The 18,891-nt window shown below is 73.3% G+C and carries 5 protein-coding genes (1 of these 5 running past the window's edge); all 5 read left to right on the top strand.

Going from position 1 to position 18,891, the window contains the following annotated elements; all coding sequences use genetic code 11:
• Window positions 1-66 precede the first annotated feature (66 nt).
• Window positions 67-1,887 (top strand): ACP S-malonyltransferase, encoded by a 1,821-nt coding sequence (gene fabD / locus AC067N_RS16455; RefSeq protein WP_478679570.1) that lies wholly within the window; start codon window positions 67-69, stop codon window positions 1,885-1,887.
• Window positions 1,888-1,969: 82 nt separating this feature from the next.
• Entirely contained in the window at window positions 1,970-2,224 is a 255-nt protein-coding gene (locus AC067N_RS16450; RefSeq protein WP_478679569.1) for an acyl carrier protein, read from the top strand.
• Between the two features lie 4 nt (window positions 2,225-2,228).
• On the top strand, window positions 2,229-4,217 hold the full coding sequence (gene asnB / locus AC067N_RS16445) for an asparagine synthase (glutamine-hydrolyzing) (RefSeq protein ID WP_478679568.1): 1,989 nt from the start codon (window positions 2,229-2,231) through the stop codon (window positions 4,215-4,217).
• A complete protein-coding gene (locus AC067N_RS16440; protein WP_478679567.1) occupies window positions 4,214-13,957 on the top strand; it encodes an SDR family NAD(P)-dependent oxidoreductase in 9,744 nt (3,247 codons plus the stop codon). The genes asnB and AC067N_RS16440 overlap by 4 nt, the downstream gene beginning before the upstream one ends.
• A 73-nt stretch (window positions 13,958-14,030) precedes the next feature.
• Window positions 14,031-18,891 carry the beginning of an SDR family NAD(P)-dependent oxidoreductase gene (locus tag AC067N_RS16435; RefSeq protein WP_478679566.1) on the top strand. It continues 19,433 nt past the right edge of the window, so 4,861 of the gene's 24,294 nt are visible here — the first part of the coding sequence; its start codon is at window positions 14,031-14,033; its stop codon lies beyond the right edge, outside the window.

The raw sequence follows: 18,891 nt of genomic DNA, 5'->3' as shown, positions 1-18,891 counted from the left end.
TCGGGGCCGCTCCGGTCTTATTCCTCCAGGAACCCCAGATCAGGGGACGGGTGGGGTGGGCTAGGGGTGGCTGGTGAACAGCGGCGACAATTAGGGTCGATACCGCGGATCGAATCTGCCGCCTCGAATTTCCGTCGTCACTCGACGAGCCGAGAGCGATGTCGCCGAGCTGGCCGTAACTCGAATTCACGGGATGACCATGAGAATGCAAACAGTCGAAGCGGGGCCGATGTGAGGCCCAGTTCCGCCGGAACGCCCTGTGTGCTTTTCCCCGGACAGGGCTCCCAGTCGAAAGGGATGGGAGCAGGCGTCTTCGACTGCTTTCCCGAGATGACCTCGATGGCCAATGACGTGCTTGGATACGACATCTCCAGGCTCTGCCTCGAGGACCCGGACGGGAAGCTCGACGAGACCTCCCACACCCAGCCCGCACTGTATGTGGTCAACGCGTTGTCCTACCGGAAGTCGCTGGAGCAGGGCGAACCGGAGGCCGTGTACCTGCTCGGGCACAGTCTCGGCGAGTACAACGCCCTGCACGCCGCGGGAGCCTTCGACTTCGAGACCGGCCTGCGGCTCGTCCTCAAACGCGGCGAGCTCATGGCCCGCGCCGCGGACGGCGCCATGCTCGCCGTCGTGGGCCTTGACGAGAGCGGACTGCGCGACTTCCTCGCCGAGGAGGACCTGACCGGGCTGGACATCGCCAACATCAATACCGGCACCCAGATCGTGCTCTCGGGCGCCCGCGACGAGATCGAACGTGCTGAGCGCCTGCTGGGCGAACGGCGGACCAGAGCGGTCCGGCTGAAGGTGTCGGCCGCTTTCCACTCACGGTTCATGGCGTCCGCCCGTGACGAGTTCCGCGCGTTCCTCAGAGGATTCCGGTTCTCCCCGCTGCGGGCGACGGTGATCGCCAATCTCACGGCGCGGCCGTACGACGACCACGACATCGCCGAGACCCTGGCCCGGCAGATCTCCGGGTCCGTGCGGTGGCTGGAGAGCGTCCAGTACCTGCTTCGGCGCGCCACCGCCGACGACTGCCGCGAGGTGGGTGGCGGACAGATCCTGACCCGCATGGTCCGGCAGATCGCCGCGTCGAACCCTCCCGACGGCGGGGAACGGGCCGTCGCCGGAGCACCGGAGCCCGCGGCGGCCCGGCCCGCCGTGCCGACGTCCGCTCCGCGCCCGGCCGCCGCGACGAAGCCACGGCTGTTCTGCGTCGCCTACGCCGGCGGTGACGAACGGGCCTACGCCGGGCTGGCGGAGCACTGCCCGGGGATCGACGTCGTGGCCCTGGAGCGGCCCGGCCGCGGCCGCCGGACCTCCGAACCCCTGCTGCGGGAGCCCGCCGCCATCGTCGACGACCTGCTCGCGCAGCTGAGGGACCGGCTCGACGGCCCGTACGCGCTGTACGGGCACAGCCTCGGCGCCCGGCTGGCGTTCCTGCTCTGCCACCGGCTGCGCGCCGAGGGCCTGCCCGAGCCGGCCCACCTGTTCGTCTCCGGGGAGAGCGGCCCCGCGATCCCGAGCCGGGAGCGCGACACCTGGCGGCTGCCGACCGAGGACTTCTGGCAGCGCCTCAAGCAGTTGGGCGGCATCCCCTCGGAGCTGTGGGACTACGCGGACCTGATGGTGTTCTACGAGCGGGTCCTGCGGGCTGACTTCGCCGCTCTGGGCGCCTACGAACACACCGACCAGCCACCGCTGGACCTCCCCGTCACCGCGATGTACGGCGAGGACGAGTGGTTCACCCGGGCCGACATCGACGCCTGGCAACGGGAGACCACCCGGCCCCTGACCGTGCACCGGTTCCCCGGGGACCACTTCTTCATCCGGGAGCAGTGGCCCGCGCTGGGCCGCATCGTCACCTCCCGGCTCGCGGCTCGCTAGGCCGCCCGGTTCACACCGGTTCACGCACGCCGGGTGTCGGCGTGCCCTCGATCGACGATTTCACGGCAAGGGGCGGTCAGCCATGAGGCAGCGACTCAAGACGTACCTGGAAGAGCAGTTCATGTTCGAGTTCGGAGAGGAGATCACCGAGGACACCGACCTGTTCAAGGCAGGCATCCTCGACTCCTTCGGCTATGTGTCGCTGATGGCGCACCTGGAGCAGGAGTACGGCGTGCGGATCGGCGAGGGCGGCTTCCTCGACAACGTCGCGGTGTCGTTCTCCGGCATCGCCGGGCTCGTCGAAGAGGCCCGCGTCCAGGCCGCGGAAGGCCGGTGACGGCATGTGCGGCATCGCAGGCTTCTACCGAAGTCCCCTTCCCCCGTCGGAGTACCCCGAGCTGATCCACGGCATGCTGGCGCAGATCGAGCACCGCGGTCCCGACGAGGCGGGCTGCCTCGTCGACGACACGCTGGCCATGGGCACCGTACGGCTCAGCATCATCGACGTGTCCGCCGGCTCCCAGCCGATCGGCAGCGCAGACGGCCGCTACTGGCTCTGCTACAACGGCGAGCTGTACAACTACCGGGAACTCCGCGAGGAACTGGCCGCCAAGGGCTTCGCCTTCCGCACGGAGTCCGACACCGAGGTCGTCCTCCAGGCGTGGGCGGCCTGGGGCCGCGACTGCCTGCCCCGGTTCAACGGCGCCTTCGCGTTCGCCCTCCACGACAGCGTCACCGGTGAACTGCATCTGGTCCGCGACCGGTTCGGCAAGCGGCCCCTCTTCGTGGCCCGGCACCACGGCGCGTGGCTGTTCGCCTCCGAGATGAAGGCGTTCCTCGCCTACCCCGGCTTCCGCTTCGAGTTCGACCCGGAGCAGCTGGCGTCCGTCTTCGCCACCTGGACCCCGCTGCCCGCGCAGAGCACGTACCGGGGCATCGAACAGATCCCCATGGGCGAGTACCTGACCGTGCGAGGGGACCGGGCCGAACGCGGCCGCTGGACCACCCTCGACCTGACGGCGGGCCCGGCGCCGGCCACCGAGCGGGAGGCCGTCGAACTGGTCCGCGCCGAGTTGCAGGCAGCCGTCGACGTGCGGCTCCGCAGCGATGTCGAGGTCGGCGTGTACGCGTCCGGCGGGCTGGACTCCTCGGTCATCGCCCACCTCGCCGCACGCCGGACGGACCGGCCGCTGCGCACCTTCTCCGTCGAGTTCGAGGACGACGAGTTCGACGAGTCGGCCGAACAAGCCGCACTGGCGGCTCACCTGGGCACACGTCACTCCACCGTACGGGTCACGGACGCCGGCCTGGTCGAGGCGTTCCCCGACGCCGTACGGCACGCCGAGGTACCCGTCTTCCGCACCGCCTTCGTACCGATGTACCTCCTGGCCCGCCATGTGCGCGAGGAGGGCGTGAAGGTCGTGCTCAGCGGCGAGGGAGCCGATGAGGCGTTCCTCGGATACGGCATCTTCAAGGACACGCACCTGCTGTCCGCGTGGCATGAGCTGGACGACGACACCCGGCTGAACCGGATCGGCCGGCTCTACCCGTATCTGCGTCACCTGAGCGGTGAGGACGGCCACCGCCGCATGCTGGGGCTCTACCGGCAGTTCGCCGAGGAGCGCCTGCCCGGGCTGTTCTCGCACCAGATGCGCTTCCAGAACGGCCGGTTCGCCGCCCGTCTGCTCCGCGACGGCAGCGACCCCTTCGCCGCCATCGGACACCTGGTCGCACAGGAGCCCGGATACGCGGAGCTGCCGCCGGTGGGCAAGGCGCAGTGGCTGGAGTTCAGGACACTGCTCAGCGGCTACCTCCTCTCCAGCCAGGGCGACCGGATGACGCTCGCGCACGGCGTGGAGAACCGCTGCCCCTTCCTCGACCCGGCCGTGGTGCGCCTGGCCGCCTCGCTCAACTGGCGGTTCGGCGACCCCTACGACGAGAAGTACCTGCTCAAGCGCGCCTACGCGGACGTACTGCCGGAACGCATCGTCAAGAAGGGGAAGTTCCCCTACCGCGCCCCGGACAGCGCCGCGTTCGTCCGGTCGGGAACCGACCACCGCGACCTGCTGGGCGACCACCGCACGCTCGACGAGATCGGTGTGCTGGACCCGCTCTTCGCGCGCCGGCTCGTCGACCGCGTCTTCGACAGTCCTCCCGAGCGGATCGGCACCAAGGAGAACCAGGCGTTCGTCTTCCTGGCCTCCACGGTCTGGCTGCACCACTGGTACGTACGCGGGCGCGCCCGTCGCGAGGCCCCGCTCGGTGTCCCCCTGCATGTCGTCGACCGGCGCGGCGGTGCCCGGCCGGCCGGAACGGAGAACGCGTCATGAGGAACGAGTCCGGCCTTCCCGACCGCGAGCCGGGCCCGCACGGCGACCGGCCGGGCCTTCCCGGCGAGGATCACGACATCGCCGTCGTCGGCATCTCTCTGCGGCTGCCCGGCTCCCGCGACGCGGACGAGTTCTGGGACCATCTGGCCGCCGGCCGCTCACTGATCACCGAGGTGCCCGAACGGCGCTGGCGCAAGGAGGACCACCTCGGCCATCCGCGCCGGGAGTTCAACAAGACCAACAGCGCGTGGGGCGGTTTCGTCGACGACATCGACTGCTTCGACGCGGACTTCTTCCAGATCTCGCCGCGCGAGGCGCAGGCCATGGACCCGCAGCAGCGGCTGGCGCTGGAACTGAGCTGGCACGCGCTGGAGGACGCGGGGTACCGGGCCGACCGGCTCGCCGGTTCCCGTACCGGGGTCTTCATGGGCGTCTGCCACTGGGACTACGCCGAGCTGATGGAGCAGCAGGTCGAGGAGATCGACGCCTACTACCCGACCGGGGCGGCCTACGCGATCATCGCGAACCGGGTGTCGCACCACTTCGACTTCCGCGGCCCCAGCGTCGTTAACGACACGGCGTGCGCCAGTTCGCTCGTGTCCGTGCAGCAGGCGGTGCAGGCACTGCGGTCCGGCGACTGCGACCACGCGCTCGCCGGCGGCGTCAACCTGATCTGGTCGCCCCGCCACTTCATCGCCTTCGCCAAGGCGGGCATGCTCTCACCGGACGGCCGCTCCCAGACGTTCGACGCCGCCGCCAACGGATACGTGCGCGGCGAGGGCGGCGGCGTGGTGCTGCTCAAGCGGGCCGCGGACGCGCGGCGCGACGGCGACGCGATCCACGCGCTGATCAAGGGCGTGGGCAGCAACCACGGAGGCCGCACCAGCTCCCTGACGGTCACCAACCCGGCCGCCCAGGCCGAGCTGATCACCGACGTCCTGCGCCGCGCGGGCGTCGCGCCCGAGACCGTCACCTACGTCGAGACGCACGGCACCGGCACCCCGGTCGGCGACCCGATCGAGATCCGCGGGCTCCAGCACGCCTTCGCGGAGCTGGGCGCGGACCGGGCGGACGAGGCCGACGCGGCGGACGAGGCCGACGCGGACCCGGCACGGGACGTCCCCGCCCACCGCTGCGGCATCGGGTCGGTGAAGACGAACATCGGTCATCTGGAGGGGGCCGCAGGCGTGGCCGGTCTGCTCAAGGTGATCCTCGCGATGCGCCACCGCAAGCTCCCCGCCACGGTCGGATTCCGCAGGCTCAACCCGCTGATCAAGCTGGACGACAGCCCGCTGTACGTCGTGGACCGCCTCACCGACTGGAACCCTGAGGGCACCGCGCCGCTGCGCGCGGGCGTCAGCTCGTTCGGGTTCGGCGGGACCAACGCCCACGCCGTCCTGGAGGCCGCCGAGGCGGTCCCCGCCACCGAGGACACCGGTGAGCAGTGGCTGCCGGTGTCGGCGAAGGACGAGGACCGGCTGCGGGAGGTGTGCGGCCGGCTCGCGCGCTGGGTGCGGACCCGCCTCGCGCAGAACGAGCCGGTGTCCCTGACGGACGTGGCGCGCACCCTGCGCGAGGGCCGTGTGCCGATGCGCGAGCGCGTGGTGTTCCGGGCGGACGGCCCGCAGCGGTGGGCGGCCCAGCTGGAGGCCGTGGCCGCGGGGGAGGAGCCGCCCCCGGGCTGCGTACGCGGCCGCGCCGGCGTGAACACTCCCGAAGGACTGGACGACGACGACCTTGCGGCCCTGGCCGCCCGCTGGCTGGAGCAGGGCCGTGCGGAGAAGTTCGCGACGGCCTGGGCCCAGGGCCTGCAGCTCGACTGGGCGCGGTGGCCCGAGAACGGCCGGCGCGTTCATCTGCCGGGGTACGCGTTCGCCCGCACCCGCCACTGGTTCACGCCCACCGCGCCGTCCCCCCGCGGTGTGGCGGCGGTGCCGCCCGGGCCGAAGCAGACCCCGGCGCTCGGTGAGGGGCGACCGGACGGCGCAGGCTGGTCGTTCCCGCTGCGCTTCGACACCACCCAGGACTACGTCCGCGACCACCTCGTGGGCGGAGACCGGATCGTTCCCGGCGTCGTGGCGCTCGAACTCGCCACGGCGGCCGCACGGGTGGCCGCCGGGGACGGCCTCGCCGGACGCGTGCCGCAGATCCGCAACGCGGTGTGGATCCGGCCGCTGCTCGTCGGCGAGGACGGACTGTCCGCACGGCTCCGGCTCACCGGCGCGGGCGAGGGCTTCGACTACGCGATCACCGACGAGCAGGGCACGTCGTACACCAGCGGCCGCGTCGAGTACGCCGAGGCCACCGAGGAGACCACGGACCTTGACACGCTGCGCGGACGCTGCCCCGAAGTCCTCGACGTGGCCCAGGGATACGCCGCCCTGCGGGCGAGCGGCATCGAGCACGGCCCCGCTCTGCGCGCGCTGCACACGGTGCGCCGCGGGCCCGACGGCGTCCTGGCCGAACTGCGGCTGCCCGCCGGGGCGGACCACGGCCCCGCGCTGCAGCCCGCCGTTCTGGACAGCGCCGTACTCGCCGCCCTGGCCGTCGGCCCGGCCGGCGGAGGCTGGCGTGCGCCGGCCATGCCCGCGGTGCCGTTCGCGCTGGGCCGCCTCGCCGTGCACGGGCCCACGACAGCGCGGATGTGGGCCTGGCTGCGGCCCGCCCGCGGCGGACGGCCGGGCGGCACCTCCGTGGACATCGACCTGTTCGACGACAGTGGTCGACTGCGCGTACGGTTCGCGGACTTCACCAGCCGCGAGCTGTCCGCCGCCACCGCCCCGAGCACGGCACTCCCGCACGAGGGACTCCTGGAGGTCACCGGTGTCTGGGCCGAGACCGAGGTCCCGGCCCACGGCCCGGCCGCTTCCGTGACGGTGCTGAACGCCGCGCTCGACGCGGGCCTCGCCGCGGCGAGCGCCGCACGCCTCGGCGCCGACGTCCTCCCACTGGAGGTGCCGGGCGATGCCACCGACGCCGCGGCGATGAAGGCGGCCTTCGCGGCCTGCTACACGCATGTCCGGCGATGGGTGGGCGAAGGGCGCCGGGTCCTCGTCGTCGCGCCCGGCGCGCCCGACTCCCCGGTGCACGCCCCCCTGGCGGCGCTGCTGAAGACGGCGCACCAGGAGAACCCCGCGTTCTCGGGCACGCTCGTGCTCCTCGACGGGTACGACGCGCGCGACGCCGATCTCTTCGAGGCCGTCGTACGGGCCGAGGCCGGGGCACGGGAGGACACCGAGGTCTGCTACACGGCCGACGGACGCCGTCTGCGCCACGAGACCGTCGAACTGCGCCGGGCCGACGACACCGGAGCGCAGGGCGACGGCGGGAGCCTGCTGCGCGAGGGCGGTGTGTACTGGATCACCGGCGGTGCCGGCGGTATCGGCCTGCTGCTGGCCGAGCGACTGTGCCGCCGGTACGGCGCGACGGTGGTCGTCAGCGGACGATCCGCCGGGAGCCCGGCGGTCGACGCGCTGCGGACCGGACTGGACCGGGGCACGGTGGAGTACCGGCCCACGGACGTGACGGACGCGCGGAGCGTACGGGACACGGTGGCGGACGTCCGCGCGCGGCACGGGCGTCTCGACGGCGTGTTCCACGCGGCGGGCGTCATCGACGACGGCTACCTGGTGAACAAGCCGCTGGAGCGCACCGTGGCCGTCCTCGCCCCGAAGGTGGACGGCACCACCCACATCGACGACGCGACCCGCGAGCACGGCCTCGACTTCCTTCTCCTGTTCGGGTCCGTCGCGGGCGCGTTCGGCAACGCCGCGCAGGCCGACTACGCCGCGGCCAACGCCTTCCTCGACGCCTTCGCGGCGCGACGGCAGGCCACGGGGCGCGTCACTCGTGTGATCGACTGGCAGCTCTGGGCCGAGGGAGGTATGCGCGTCGACGACGCCAGCCTGACCTATCTGCGCAAGCGCACCGGCACCGTGCCGCTGCCGACCGGGATCGGCCTGGACGCGCTGGAGGACGCCCTGCGCGCCGACGCGCCCGTCCGCCGGGTGGTCCTCTACGGGGAGCGCGCCGGACTGCGAGCGTACGCGGGCCTGGACCGCATCGAGCCGGCTCCCGCCACGAACCCGACAGCAGCCCCGTCGGGCGCGCCTGCCGCGCTCGACGAGAGCGAACTCACCGCCCGGACGCAGGACCTCCTGCGGCAGCTCTTCGCGGAGGTGACCCGGCAGGAGACGGAGCACATCCTGGTGGACGAGCAGCTGGAGACGTACGGCATCGACTCGATCACCATCGTCGAGCTGACCAGCAAGCTGGAGGACACCTTCGGCTCGCTGCCCAAGACGCTCTTCTTCGAGCACGTGGACCTGCGCGGCGTGGCGGGCTACTTCGTCACCGAGCACCGCGACCGGCTGCTCGAACTCTTCGCCCCGCGGCCCCCGGCAGAAGCGGCGCAGGAGACCAGGGCCGCGAGGACCGCCGAGGAACGGCCCCCGGCGGACGTTGCCCCGGCGGACGCCCCGGCACGGGCCGCAGCCGCACCGGCGCCGCAGGCCACCGTCCCCGTCTCCGTCCCCGTCTCTGCCGCGTCCGTCCACGCGCGGCCGGCCGACCACGAGGACCGGCACGACATCGCGGTGATCGGCATGGCGGGGCGCTACCCGGGCGCCGACACGCTGGAGGAGTTCTGGCAGCTGCTCAGCGAGGGCCGGCACAGCTTCGAACCGGTCCCGGAGTCGCGGTGGCGGCACAGCGACATCTACCTCGACGAGCGGGACGTCCTGGGCAAGACCGTGGTCCGAACCGGCACGTTCCTCCGGGACGTGGACGCGTTCGATCCGCGCTACTTCAACATCTCCCAGCGGGACGCCGAACTGCTGGCCCCGGAGGTCCGGCTGTTCCTGCAGGCGGGCGTGACGGCGCTGGAGGACGCGGGCTACTCGCGTGAGACCCTGCGCCGCCGCTACGACGGCGACGTCAGTGTGCTCGTCGGCTCGATGAACAACAGCTACTCGCTCTACGGCTTCCAGAACATGCTGACGCGCGGCACCGCCACCAGCGGCAGCGAGATCGGCGTGATGGCCAACATGCTGTCGTACTTCTACGGGTTCACCGGCCCGTCGATGTTCCTCGACACCATGTGCGCCTCGTCCTCGACGTGCGTGCACCAGGCGGTGCGCATGCTGCGCGGCGGCGAATGCCGGGTGGCCGTCGTCGGCGGCATCAACCTGATGCTGCACCCCTTCGACCTGATCGCCACATCGCAGGCGCACTTCACCACCAAGTCCGCCGACGTGGTGCGCAGTTACGGCCTCGGCGCCGACGGCACCATCCTCGGCGAGGGTGTCGGCGTCCTGGTACTGAAGCCGCTGGCCGAGGCCGTCGCCGACGGCGACCATGTCTACGGCGTCATCAAGGGCAGCGGCATGACGAACGCGGGCGTGCGCAACGGTTTCACGGTGCCGAGCCCGCGGCAGCAGGCGCGCGCCATCGAGAAGGCGCTCGACGACGCGGCCGTCGACGCGCGGACGATCAGCTATCTGGAGGGCCACGGCTCGGCGACCTCCCTCGGCGACCCGATCGAGATCAAGGGCGCGAGCCTCGCCTTCGGCCGCGACACCGAGGACCTGGGGTTCTGCGCGATCGGCTCGGTCAAGTCCAACATCGCCCACCTGCTCTCCGGCTCCGGCATCGCCGGCCTGACCAAGGTGCTGCTCCAGCTCAAGCACCGGACCCTGGTCCCGTCGCTGCACTCGGAGACGCTCAGTCCCGCGATCGACTTCGACAGGACGCCGTTCGTGGTGCAACGCCACCGCGAGGAGTGGCGGCGTCCCGTGATCCACGGGACGCAGATCCCGCGCCGCGCGGGCGTCACGTCCATCGGCGCCGGCGGCGTCAACGTGCACATCGTCGTCGAGGAGTACGAGGCGCACGGGGAGCCCGGCGGGCGGGCCGGCACGGCACCCCACGGCGGCCGACCGCAGCTCCTGGTGTTCTCCGCCACGAGCCCGCGGGCCCTGCGCGGGGTCCTGGGCTCCATGCACGCGTACGTGCGGGACACCGCCGTGGGACTGGACGCGTTCGCGTACACGCTCCAGACCGGCAAGAACGAACTGCCGTGCCGGCTCGCGTTCGTCGCGGACAGCCTCGCCGACGCCCGGCGCCGCCTGGCCGGACTGCTGGAGGTGGACTGGGAGGCGAAGACCCCCGAGGTGCCCGCGGACACGTACTTCACCGTGAGCACGCTGAGGCAGCGGGGCTCCGTGGACCCCGAGGCCGTCCGGCAGGCCCTGGACGACCGCGATCAGGCCGCCCTGGCCCGGTACTGGACCTTTGGCGCGGGCCTCGACTGGGACCGGCTGTGGCCGGTGGAAAGCCGCCCCGCCAAGCTGTCACTGCCCGGTTACCCCTTCGACAGGGTGCGGTGCTGGTACCCCGAGTACGACGACGCGCCGAGCGTGCTGAGCCCGCTCGCCTTCACCCGGCGGGCACACCCCTGGGTCGGGGTCAACCGGTCGGACCTGAACGGGGTGCGCTACACGCTTCGGCTGCGCGGTGACGACCTCCTCGACTACGTCTGGACCGTCGGCCGCAAGCGTCGCTACGCCACCGTCGCCCTGCTGGACGGGGCACTGGCCTTCGCGGGCCTCGCCGGGCTCACCGGGCCGCTGCGGTTGCGGGACGCGCGGTGGGCGGAGCTGCCCTCGCCCTCGGAGGCCCCGGAAACCCTCGAGTGGCGGCTCGGGGCGTCCACGTCCGGTACCGGGACGCACCGCGTCGAGCTGTGGCACGTCGACGAGGGCACGCTCCGGTTCAGCGCCGAGGTGCTGCCCGTCGGCCCGGCCGAGGAGGACCCCGGCGCGTCGGTGCCACGGCTGCCGATGCCGGACGTCGAACTGGACCACGACGGCTTCTACCGCCGCCTCGCCGCCTCGGGCGTCGACGCCCGGCCGTACGCCCGCAGCGTCGAGGGCGTCACCCGGCTCGACGAACACCGGCTGCTGGTACGGGTGGCCGAGCCCGCCCTGTGCCAGGACCCGCACAAGCAGCGCGTCCACCTGCCCGCCTGGGTGCTCGCCGGTCTCCTCCAGGGCTTCCAGTACGCGCTGGACCGCCCGGACCCCACCCTGGCGCGAGCCGGTTCCCTGCACGGCACGGACTTCGCACGCACCCACGCGATCCTGCTGTCCCGGGTCTCCGGCACCGTCTTCCACGCGACCTTCCTCGACAGGGCCGGCCACGTGCTCGGCCGGATCGAGGACGCGGAGTGCACGGTCGACCCGCTGCCGTCGTCCCTTCGCGGCGAGGCCCTTCCGGTGCGCGCGGCCCTGCCCGGCCCGGCGGCCGAGGCCACCGGCGGGCCGTTGAGGCCGGCCCCCGGGGACGAGGCCCGGCCCCCTTCGGCGGTCGCCGTCACGGTCCAGGACCCGGCCGAGGGGCTGCGGAGGGTCCTGCGCGAGACGGTCGCCGACCTGCTCAAGTTCGACGTGGCGGAGATCGACGACGACACGCACTTCCACGCGTACGGCTTCGAGTCCATCGCGCTGGCCAAGCTGGCCGCCGACCTCAACGGCGCCCTCGGCGTGGACCTGGCCCCCGCGCTCTTCTTCGAGTGCCCCGACATCCGCAGCCTCGCCGAGCACCTGCTCGACCGGTACGGCGCCGAACTCACGGCCTCGGCCGCGTCCACGGCGACACTCACGGCACCGGCACCGGCACCGGCGACGGGACCCGCCGTCCCGCAGCCGCCCGAGCCGACCGAACCCGCCGCTCTGCGGCCGACGGTCTCCGCCGCGGTCCTGCCCGAACCGGTCCGGCCCACCGAACCGGTGCCCGGGGCCGAAGCCGCGCCCGCGCCGGACGACGACGCCGTGGCGATCGTGGGCGCGGCGGGGCGGTTCCCCGGCGCCGACGACCTCGACGCGTTCTGGGCACGGCTGCGCGCGGGTGAGGACCTGGTCGGGGACTATCCCGGCGACCGGTTCGACGACCGCTACGCCGCCACGGTGGACAAGGCGGACTTCCCGAAGTTCGCCGGCTGCATCGACGGCGTGGATCGCTTCGACGCCGACTTCTTCAGCGTGTCGCCGCTGGAGGCCGAGCTGATGGACCCCCAGCACCGCCTGGCGCTGGAGACGGTGTGGGCGGCGCTGGAGAACGGCGGCTACGCCCCGGCCCGGCTGCCCGCGGACACCGGCGTCTACTTCGGTGTCTCCGGCAGCGACTACCACCATCTGCTCAACGCCAGCGGTGTGGCCCCCGACGGTTACACGGCCACCGGGAACGCGCACTCGATGCTCGCCAACCGGATCTCGTTCCTGCTGGACGTGCACGGGCCGAGCGAACCGATCGACACGGCCTGCTCCAGCTCGCTCGTCGCGCTCCACCGGGCCGTGGAGAGCATTCGCTCCGGGCGCTGCTCCATGGCCATCGCCGGCGGAGTCAACCTGCTGCTCAGCGTCGACACCTTCGCCGCCGCGCAGATGTCCGGGATGCTCAGCCCCGACGGCCGCTGCAAGACCTTCTCCGCCGACGCGGACGGCTACGTCCGTGCCGAGGGCGTCGCCGCACTGCTGCTCAAGCCGCTCGCCCGGGCGCGGCGGGACGGCGACGCCATCTGGGGCGTCGTACGCGGCAGTGCCGAGAACCACGGAGGGCGCGCCGGCTCCCTGACCGCCCCCAACGGCAGGGCGCAGGCGGCCCTGATCGAGGAAGCCATGCGCGGCATCGACCCCGACAGCATCGGCTATGTCGAGGCGCACGGCACGGGTACCGCGCTGGGCGATCCCGTCGAGGTCAACGCCCTCGACCGCGCCTACCGCGCGTTGCGCGTCGCCCGCGGCCGCCCCGCCGAGCCGGTCCGGCCGGTGGCGCTCGGCTCGGTGAAGACGAACATCGGCCACGCGGAGTCGGCCGCCGGTATCGCCGGTGTGCTGAAGGTGCTGCTGGCCATGCGCCACGGGGAGCTGCCGCCGACCCTGCACTGCGATCGGCTCAACCCCCAACTGCCGCTCGGCGACGGAGGGTTCGAGGTGGTCCGCGAACTGCGTCCCTGGGCGCCGCACCTCGACGGCACCGGCCGGGCGTGGCCACTGCGCGCCGGGGTGAGCAGCTTCGGCTTCGGCGGCGCCAACGCCCACGTCCTCCTGGAGGCACCGCCCGCGCCCGCCGCCGTGGCGACGCGTACGAGGGAGCCTCAGGTGATCGTCCTCTCCGCCCGCGACGACGACCGGCTGCGTGCCACGGCCCGGCGGCTGCGCGCCTTCCTGGCACAGGCGCACGAGACGGGACACGCACCCGACGTGGCGGACCTGGCCTACACCCTCCAAGTCGGCCGGGAGGCGATGGAACGGCGTCTGGGCTTCGTCGCCGACAGCCTCGACGAGGTACTGCCCGCCCTGGACCGGTTCCTCGCCGGCGACGCACCGTCCGGCCTGCACACCGGCGGCGTCGGCCGCTCCCGCGGCGGGGTGCGGCGGGAGCCACAGCAGTCACCGGAGGTCACCGACGCGCTGCGCCGGGGACGACTCGACACAGTGGCCGCCCTGTGGTGCGGCGGCGCGGTCGTCGACTGGCGGGTGCTGCACCCGGCCGGTGCCCGCAGCGTCGTGCGGCTGCCCTCGTACCCGTTCGCCCGTGACCGCCACTGGGTCCCCGGGAGCGACGCGACGTCCGCCCCGCCCCGTGCGCCGGAGCCCGCGTTCGACGCCCGCGCCCGCGCGGCGCTGCTCGACGCCGTGCTCGACGGCCGGGCCGCCCCGGACGCCCTGACCGATGCCTGAGGCACCCCAGCCCCCTTCGCCTTCTTCCCGACCGGGCGGCCCGACCGTCCGCGACCCCGAAACGGAACTGACAGTGAGTCGAGACATTCTTCGCGTTCCCCGGTGGCGCGACGAACCGGTGCGCGGGCGGGCCGTGCCGACGGGAGCACGACGGCTCGTCGTGCTGTGCGACGCCCCCGACGCCGAGGCGGCCGTCGTCCGCCAGTGCCTGCCCGGCGTCCCGCTCGTCCGGGTGGACAGCCGCGACGACGCGCCGGCGCGAGGCTACGAGCACGCCGCGACCCGGCTGCTGGCCGAACTCCAGCGGCTGCTCAACCAGCCGGCCGGCGGCGCCTGCCATGTGCAGGTCGTCTGCCGGACCGGCACCCCGTACGGCTACGCGGGGCTGCTGGGCATGCTGCGCACGGCCGCGCACGAGGACCCGGCACTGCGAGGCCAGCTGATCGAGTTCACGCGGTGGCCGTCGGGAGGGGACCTCGCCGAGGCGCTGCAGGACGAGTTCGGGCAGCCGCAGGACCACGTGCGCCACACCGACGGCCGCCGGCAGGTGCCGGAGTGGGCCGCCGCTCCCCGTACCGAGGGCACGCCGGTGTGGCGGCCCGACGGCGTCTACCTGGTCACCGGGGGATCGGGCGGTATCGGGCGGCTGCTCGCCGCCGACATCGCCCGGCACGCCCCCGAAGCCAGGACCGTCCTGTGCGGACGCTCGGAACGGGGCGAGCCCGGTCCGGGTGCCGAGTACCGCGCCGTGGACGTCACCGACGCCACCGCCGTGACAGCGCTGGTCGACGACATCGTGCGGACCTACGGCAGGCTCGACGGCGTGGTCCACGCCGCCGGCCTGATCAGCGACGACTACGTGATCCGCAAGTCCCACCAGGACGCCCAGCGGGTCCTGGCGCCGAAGACCGCGGGCCTGGTCAACCTCGACCTGGCCACCCGTCAGCTGCCCCTGGACTTCCTCGTGGCCTTCTCCTCCGCCGCGGGGACGCTCGGCAACGCCGGCCAGGCCGACTACGCCGCCGCGAACGGCTTCCTCGACGCGTACCAGACGTACCGCGCGACCCTGGTCGCCGCCGGTGAACGCCACGGCCGGAGCGTCTCGATCGGCTGGCCGCTGTGGCGGGACGGCGGGATGAGCGTGCCGGCCGAGGAACTGCCCGCGCTCGTCGCCCGCTTCGGCCGTCCGCTGGCCACCGACACCGCGCTGCGCGCCCTGCACGACGCCCTCGCCGTCGGCGTCCCCCACCTGCTGGTCGCCGACCCGGAGGGCCCGGAAGGCACCCAGGACACGCGGGCCGCGGGGGACAGCCGGGCCGCGGCGGACACGGACGGCCGGCGGGAGAGGGAGGACGACATGACGGCGGACGGCGAGCGGGACGGGGACGGACAGGACACGAGGGCCGCCGTCGCGGAGCTGAGCGCACGGGTGCTGCCCCGCCTGAAGGAACTGGTGGCCGAGACGGTACGGGTCGACGCGGCCCGGCTGGACGCCGCGGCCCCCCTGGACACCCTGGGGATCGACTCACTGGCCGTCACCCGCCTCAACCAGAGGTTCGCGCGGTGGTTCGGCGCCCTGCCCAAGACCGTGCTCTACCAGTACCCGACCCTGCGGGACCTGGCCGGCCATCTCGCCGAGCGGCACCCCGACGGATGCCGCCGCTGGCTCGCGCAGGCGCCGTCCGGCGAGCCCGCCACCGCCGCGCCCCGCCCGGTCCGGTCCGCCGCCCCGGCGGCCCGGACCCGCCCGCTCGCCGCCGGCGAGCCGATCGCCGTCATCGGCCTGAGCGGGCGCTACCCGGACGCACCCACCCTGGACGCGCTGTGGGACAACCTGCGCGCCGGCCGCGAGAGCGCGCGCGAGATCCCCGCCGAGCGCTGGGCGCTGGACGGCTTCTACGAACCCGACGCGCAGCGCGCGGTCGAGCGCGGGGCCAGCTACGGCAAATGGGGCGCGTTCCTGGAGGGCTTCGACCGCTTCGACGCCGCCTTCTTCGGCATCGCGCCCCGCGACGCCGCCGACATGGACCCGCAGGAACGGCTGTTCGTCGAGACGGCGTGGTCGGTGCTGGAGGACGCCGGCTACACTCGGCAGCGGCTGGCCGAGCAGCACGGCTCGCGCGTCGGTGTCTTCGCGGGGATCACCAAGACCGGGTTCGACCGCCACCACCCGCCCGCCGCGGGCGGGATACCGTCGGCCCCGCGCACGTCGTTCGCGTCGCTCGCCAACCGTGTGTCGTACCTTCTCGACCTGCGCGGTCCGAGCATGCCGATCGACACCATGTGCTCCTCGTCCCTGACGGCGATCCACGAGGCGTGCGAGCACCTGCGCCACGGCGCCTGCGAACTGGCCATCGCCGGCGGCGTCAACCTCTACCTGCACCCCTCCACCTACGTCGAACTGAGCCGCTCCCGCATGCTCTCCAGCGACGGGCGCTGCCGCAGCTTCGGCGAGGGCGGCGACGGGTTCCTGCCCGGCGAGGGCGTCGGCGCGGTCCTGCTGAAGCCGCTGTCGCGGGCCGAGGCCGACGGCGACCCCGTGCACGCCGTGATCCTCGGCTCGGCCGTCAACCACGGCGGACGCGGCAACGGCTACACCGTGCCCAACCCGCGCGCCCAGGCGGCGCTCATCCGGGAGGCACTCGACCGGGCCGGTGTGTCCGCCGCCGACATCGGCTACGTCGAGGCACACGGCACGGGCACCCGGCTCGGCGACCCCGTCGAGGTGGACGGCCTGACCCAGGCATTCGACCCCGACGCCCACGGCGCCGGGAAGTGCGCCCTCGGTTCGGTCAAGCCGAACATCGGCCACCTGGAGGCCGCCGCCGGAATCGCGGGTCTCACCAAGGTCGTGCTGCAGCTGCGGCACGGCGAGCTGGTGCCCACCCTGCACGCCGAGCGGCCCAACCCCGACATCGACTTCGACGCGACCCCGTTCACCCTGCAGACCGGCGTCACCCCCTGGCCGCGACCGGCGAACGGCTCACCCCGGCTGGCCGGGATCTCCTCGTTCGGCGCGGGCGGCGCGAACGCGCACGTCGTCGTCGCCGAGTACGAGGGCCGCGCCGCCGAGCCCACCACCCCGGACCGGCCCCTGCTGCTGCCGCTGTCCGCCCGCACGGACGACGATCTGCGTGCCCGTGCCACCCAACTGGCCGGCTGGCTCGACACTGCGGAACCGGTGGACCTGCCCGCTGTCGCGGCCACCCTGCAACTGGGCCGCGAGGCGATGGACGAGCGCGTGTGCTTCGTCGCGAGCACCCCCGCCGAATGGCGTGAGCAGCTGAGCGCCTTCCTGGCCCGGCCCGACGGCGAAGGCCCCTGGTGGCGCGGGCAGGTCAAGGCCACCCGCGAGACGCTGGCCGCCCTGGCCGAACAGGACGAACTGCGCGAGCTGGTCGGCCAGTGGATCGCCCGCCATGACTGGAGCGAACTCGCCGCGTTCTGGGCGAAGGGCATGCCCCTGGACTGGAGCGGGCTGTACGACGGCGACCGCCCGCCCGCCCGCGTCCACCTCCCCGGCTACCCCTTCGCGGGCCGCAGCTACTGGCCCGGCCCGGCCGGCAGCGCACCGGCCGAGCCCGCGGCCATCGCCCCGCGAGCGGCCGCGGCCGGGCCCGAGGAGGTCGAGCGGGTCCTGCTCGACGCCCTCGGCGAGGCCCTCCAGATGCCGGTCGCCGAGATCGAGCGCGGTCGTCCCTTCGCGGACTACGGCCTGGACTCCATCCTCGGCGTGAACCTGGTGCACACGCTCAACGAGGCCCTCGGCACCACCCTGGAGACCGCCGACCTCTTCGACCACGGCTCCGTGGCACGTCTGCACACCCACATCACCGACACCTACGGCGACACGCTGCGCGCCCCGAGAGCCGTGACACCCGCGGTGACGCCCGCCGCCCACCCCGCACGCCGCGGCGCCGGGCCGTCGGCGGAGACGGACGACGCCATCGCCGTCGTGGGCATGGCCGCCCGCTACGCCGACGCCGAGGACCCGCGCGCGCTGTGGGACCACCTGATGGCCGGCGCCGACCTCGTCGAACCCGTCACCCGCTGGGCCCTCGGCCCCGACGTGACCTGCCGCGCGGGCAGCTTCGTCCGCGACATCGACCGGTTCGACCCGGTGTTCTTCGCGATCTCCGGGGTCGAGGCCGCGGCCATGGATCCGCAGCAGCGCATCTTCCTGGAGCAGTGCTGGAACGCGCTGGAGGACGCCGGCTACACCGGCGAACGACTGCGCGAGCGCAACTGCGGCGTGTACGTCGGCGCCTACGCCGGCGACTACCACACCCACCTCGACGCCCGGCCGCCCGCACAGGCGCTGTGGGGCACCATGGGCTCCCTCGTGGCGTCCCGGATCGCCTACCACCTCGACCTCAAGGGCCCCGCCCTCACCGTCGACACCTCATGCTCCAGCTCGCTCGTCTCGCTGCACCTGGCCTGCCGCGACCTGCGTACCGGCGAGGCGGACATGGCGCTCGCGGGCGGTGTCTTCATCCAGACCACCCCCCGGCTGTACGAGTCGGCGAGCCGGGCGGGCATGCTCTCCGCCAGCGGACGCTGCCACAGCTTCGACGCCCGCGCCGACGGATTCGTACCGGGCGAGGGCGCGGGCGTGGTCGTCCTCAAGCGGCTCGCCGACGCCGTGCGCGACGGCGACCACATCTACGGCCTCGTCCGCGGCTCGGGCGTCAACCAGGACGGCACCACCAACGGCATCACCGCCCCCAGCGCCGCCTCGCAGGAACGGCTCCTGCGCCAGGTCCGGGAAGGCTGCGGCGTGGCGCCGGACGGCATCCAGTACGTCGAGAGCCACGGTACGGGCACCCAGCTGGGCGACCCCATCGAGTTCCGGGCACTCACCCGCGCGTTCGCGGGCGCTCCCGCCGGGAGCATCGTCCTGGGGTCGATCAAGGCCAACCTGGGACACACCCAGT

This window comes from Streptomyces sp. NPDC042364 (assembly GCF_056437585.1).
The sequence above is the reverse complement of the archived record's forward strand: the minus strand, read 5'-3'. Positions and strand labels throughout refer to the sequence as shown.

Excerpts from the sequence above, each read along its gene's own strand:
- AC067N_RS16450 (WP_478679569.1), top strand. The coding sequence starts at position 1,970 with ATGAGGCAGCGACTCAAGACGTACCTGGAAGAGCAGTTCATGTTCGAG.
- asnB (WP_478679568.1), top strand. The coding sequence starts at position 2,229 with ATGTGCGGCATCGCAGGCTTCTACCGAAGTCCCCTTCCCCCGTCGGAG.
- AC067N_RS16440 (WP_478679567.1), top strand. The coding sequence starts at position 4,214 with ATGAGGAACGAGTCCGGCCTTCCCGACCGCGAGCCGGGCCCGCACGGC.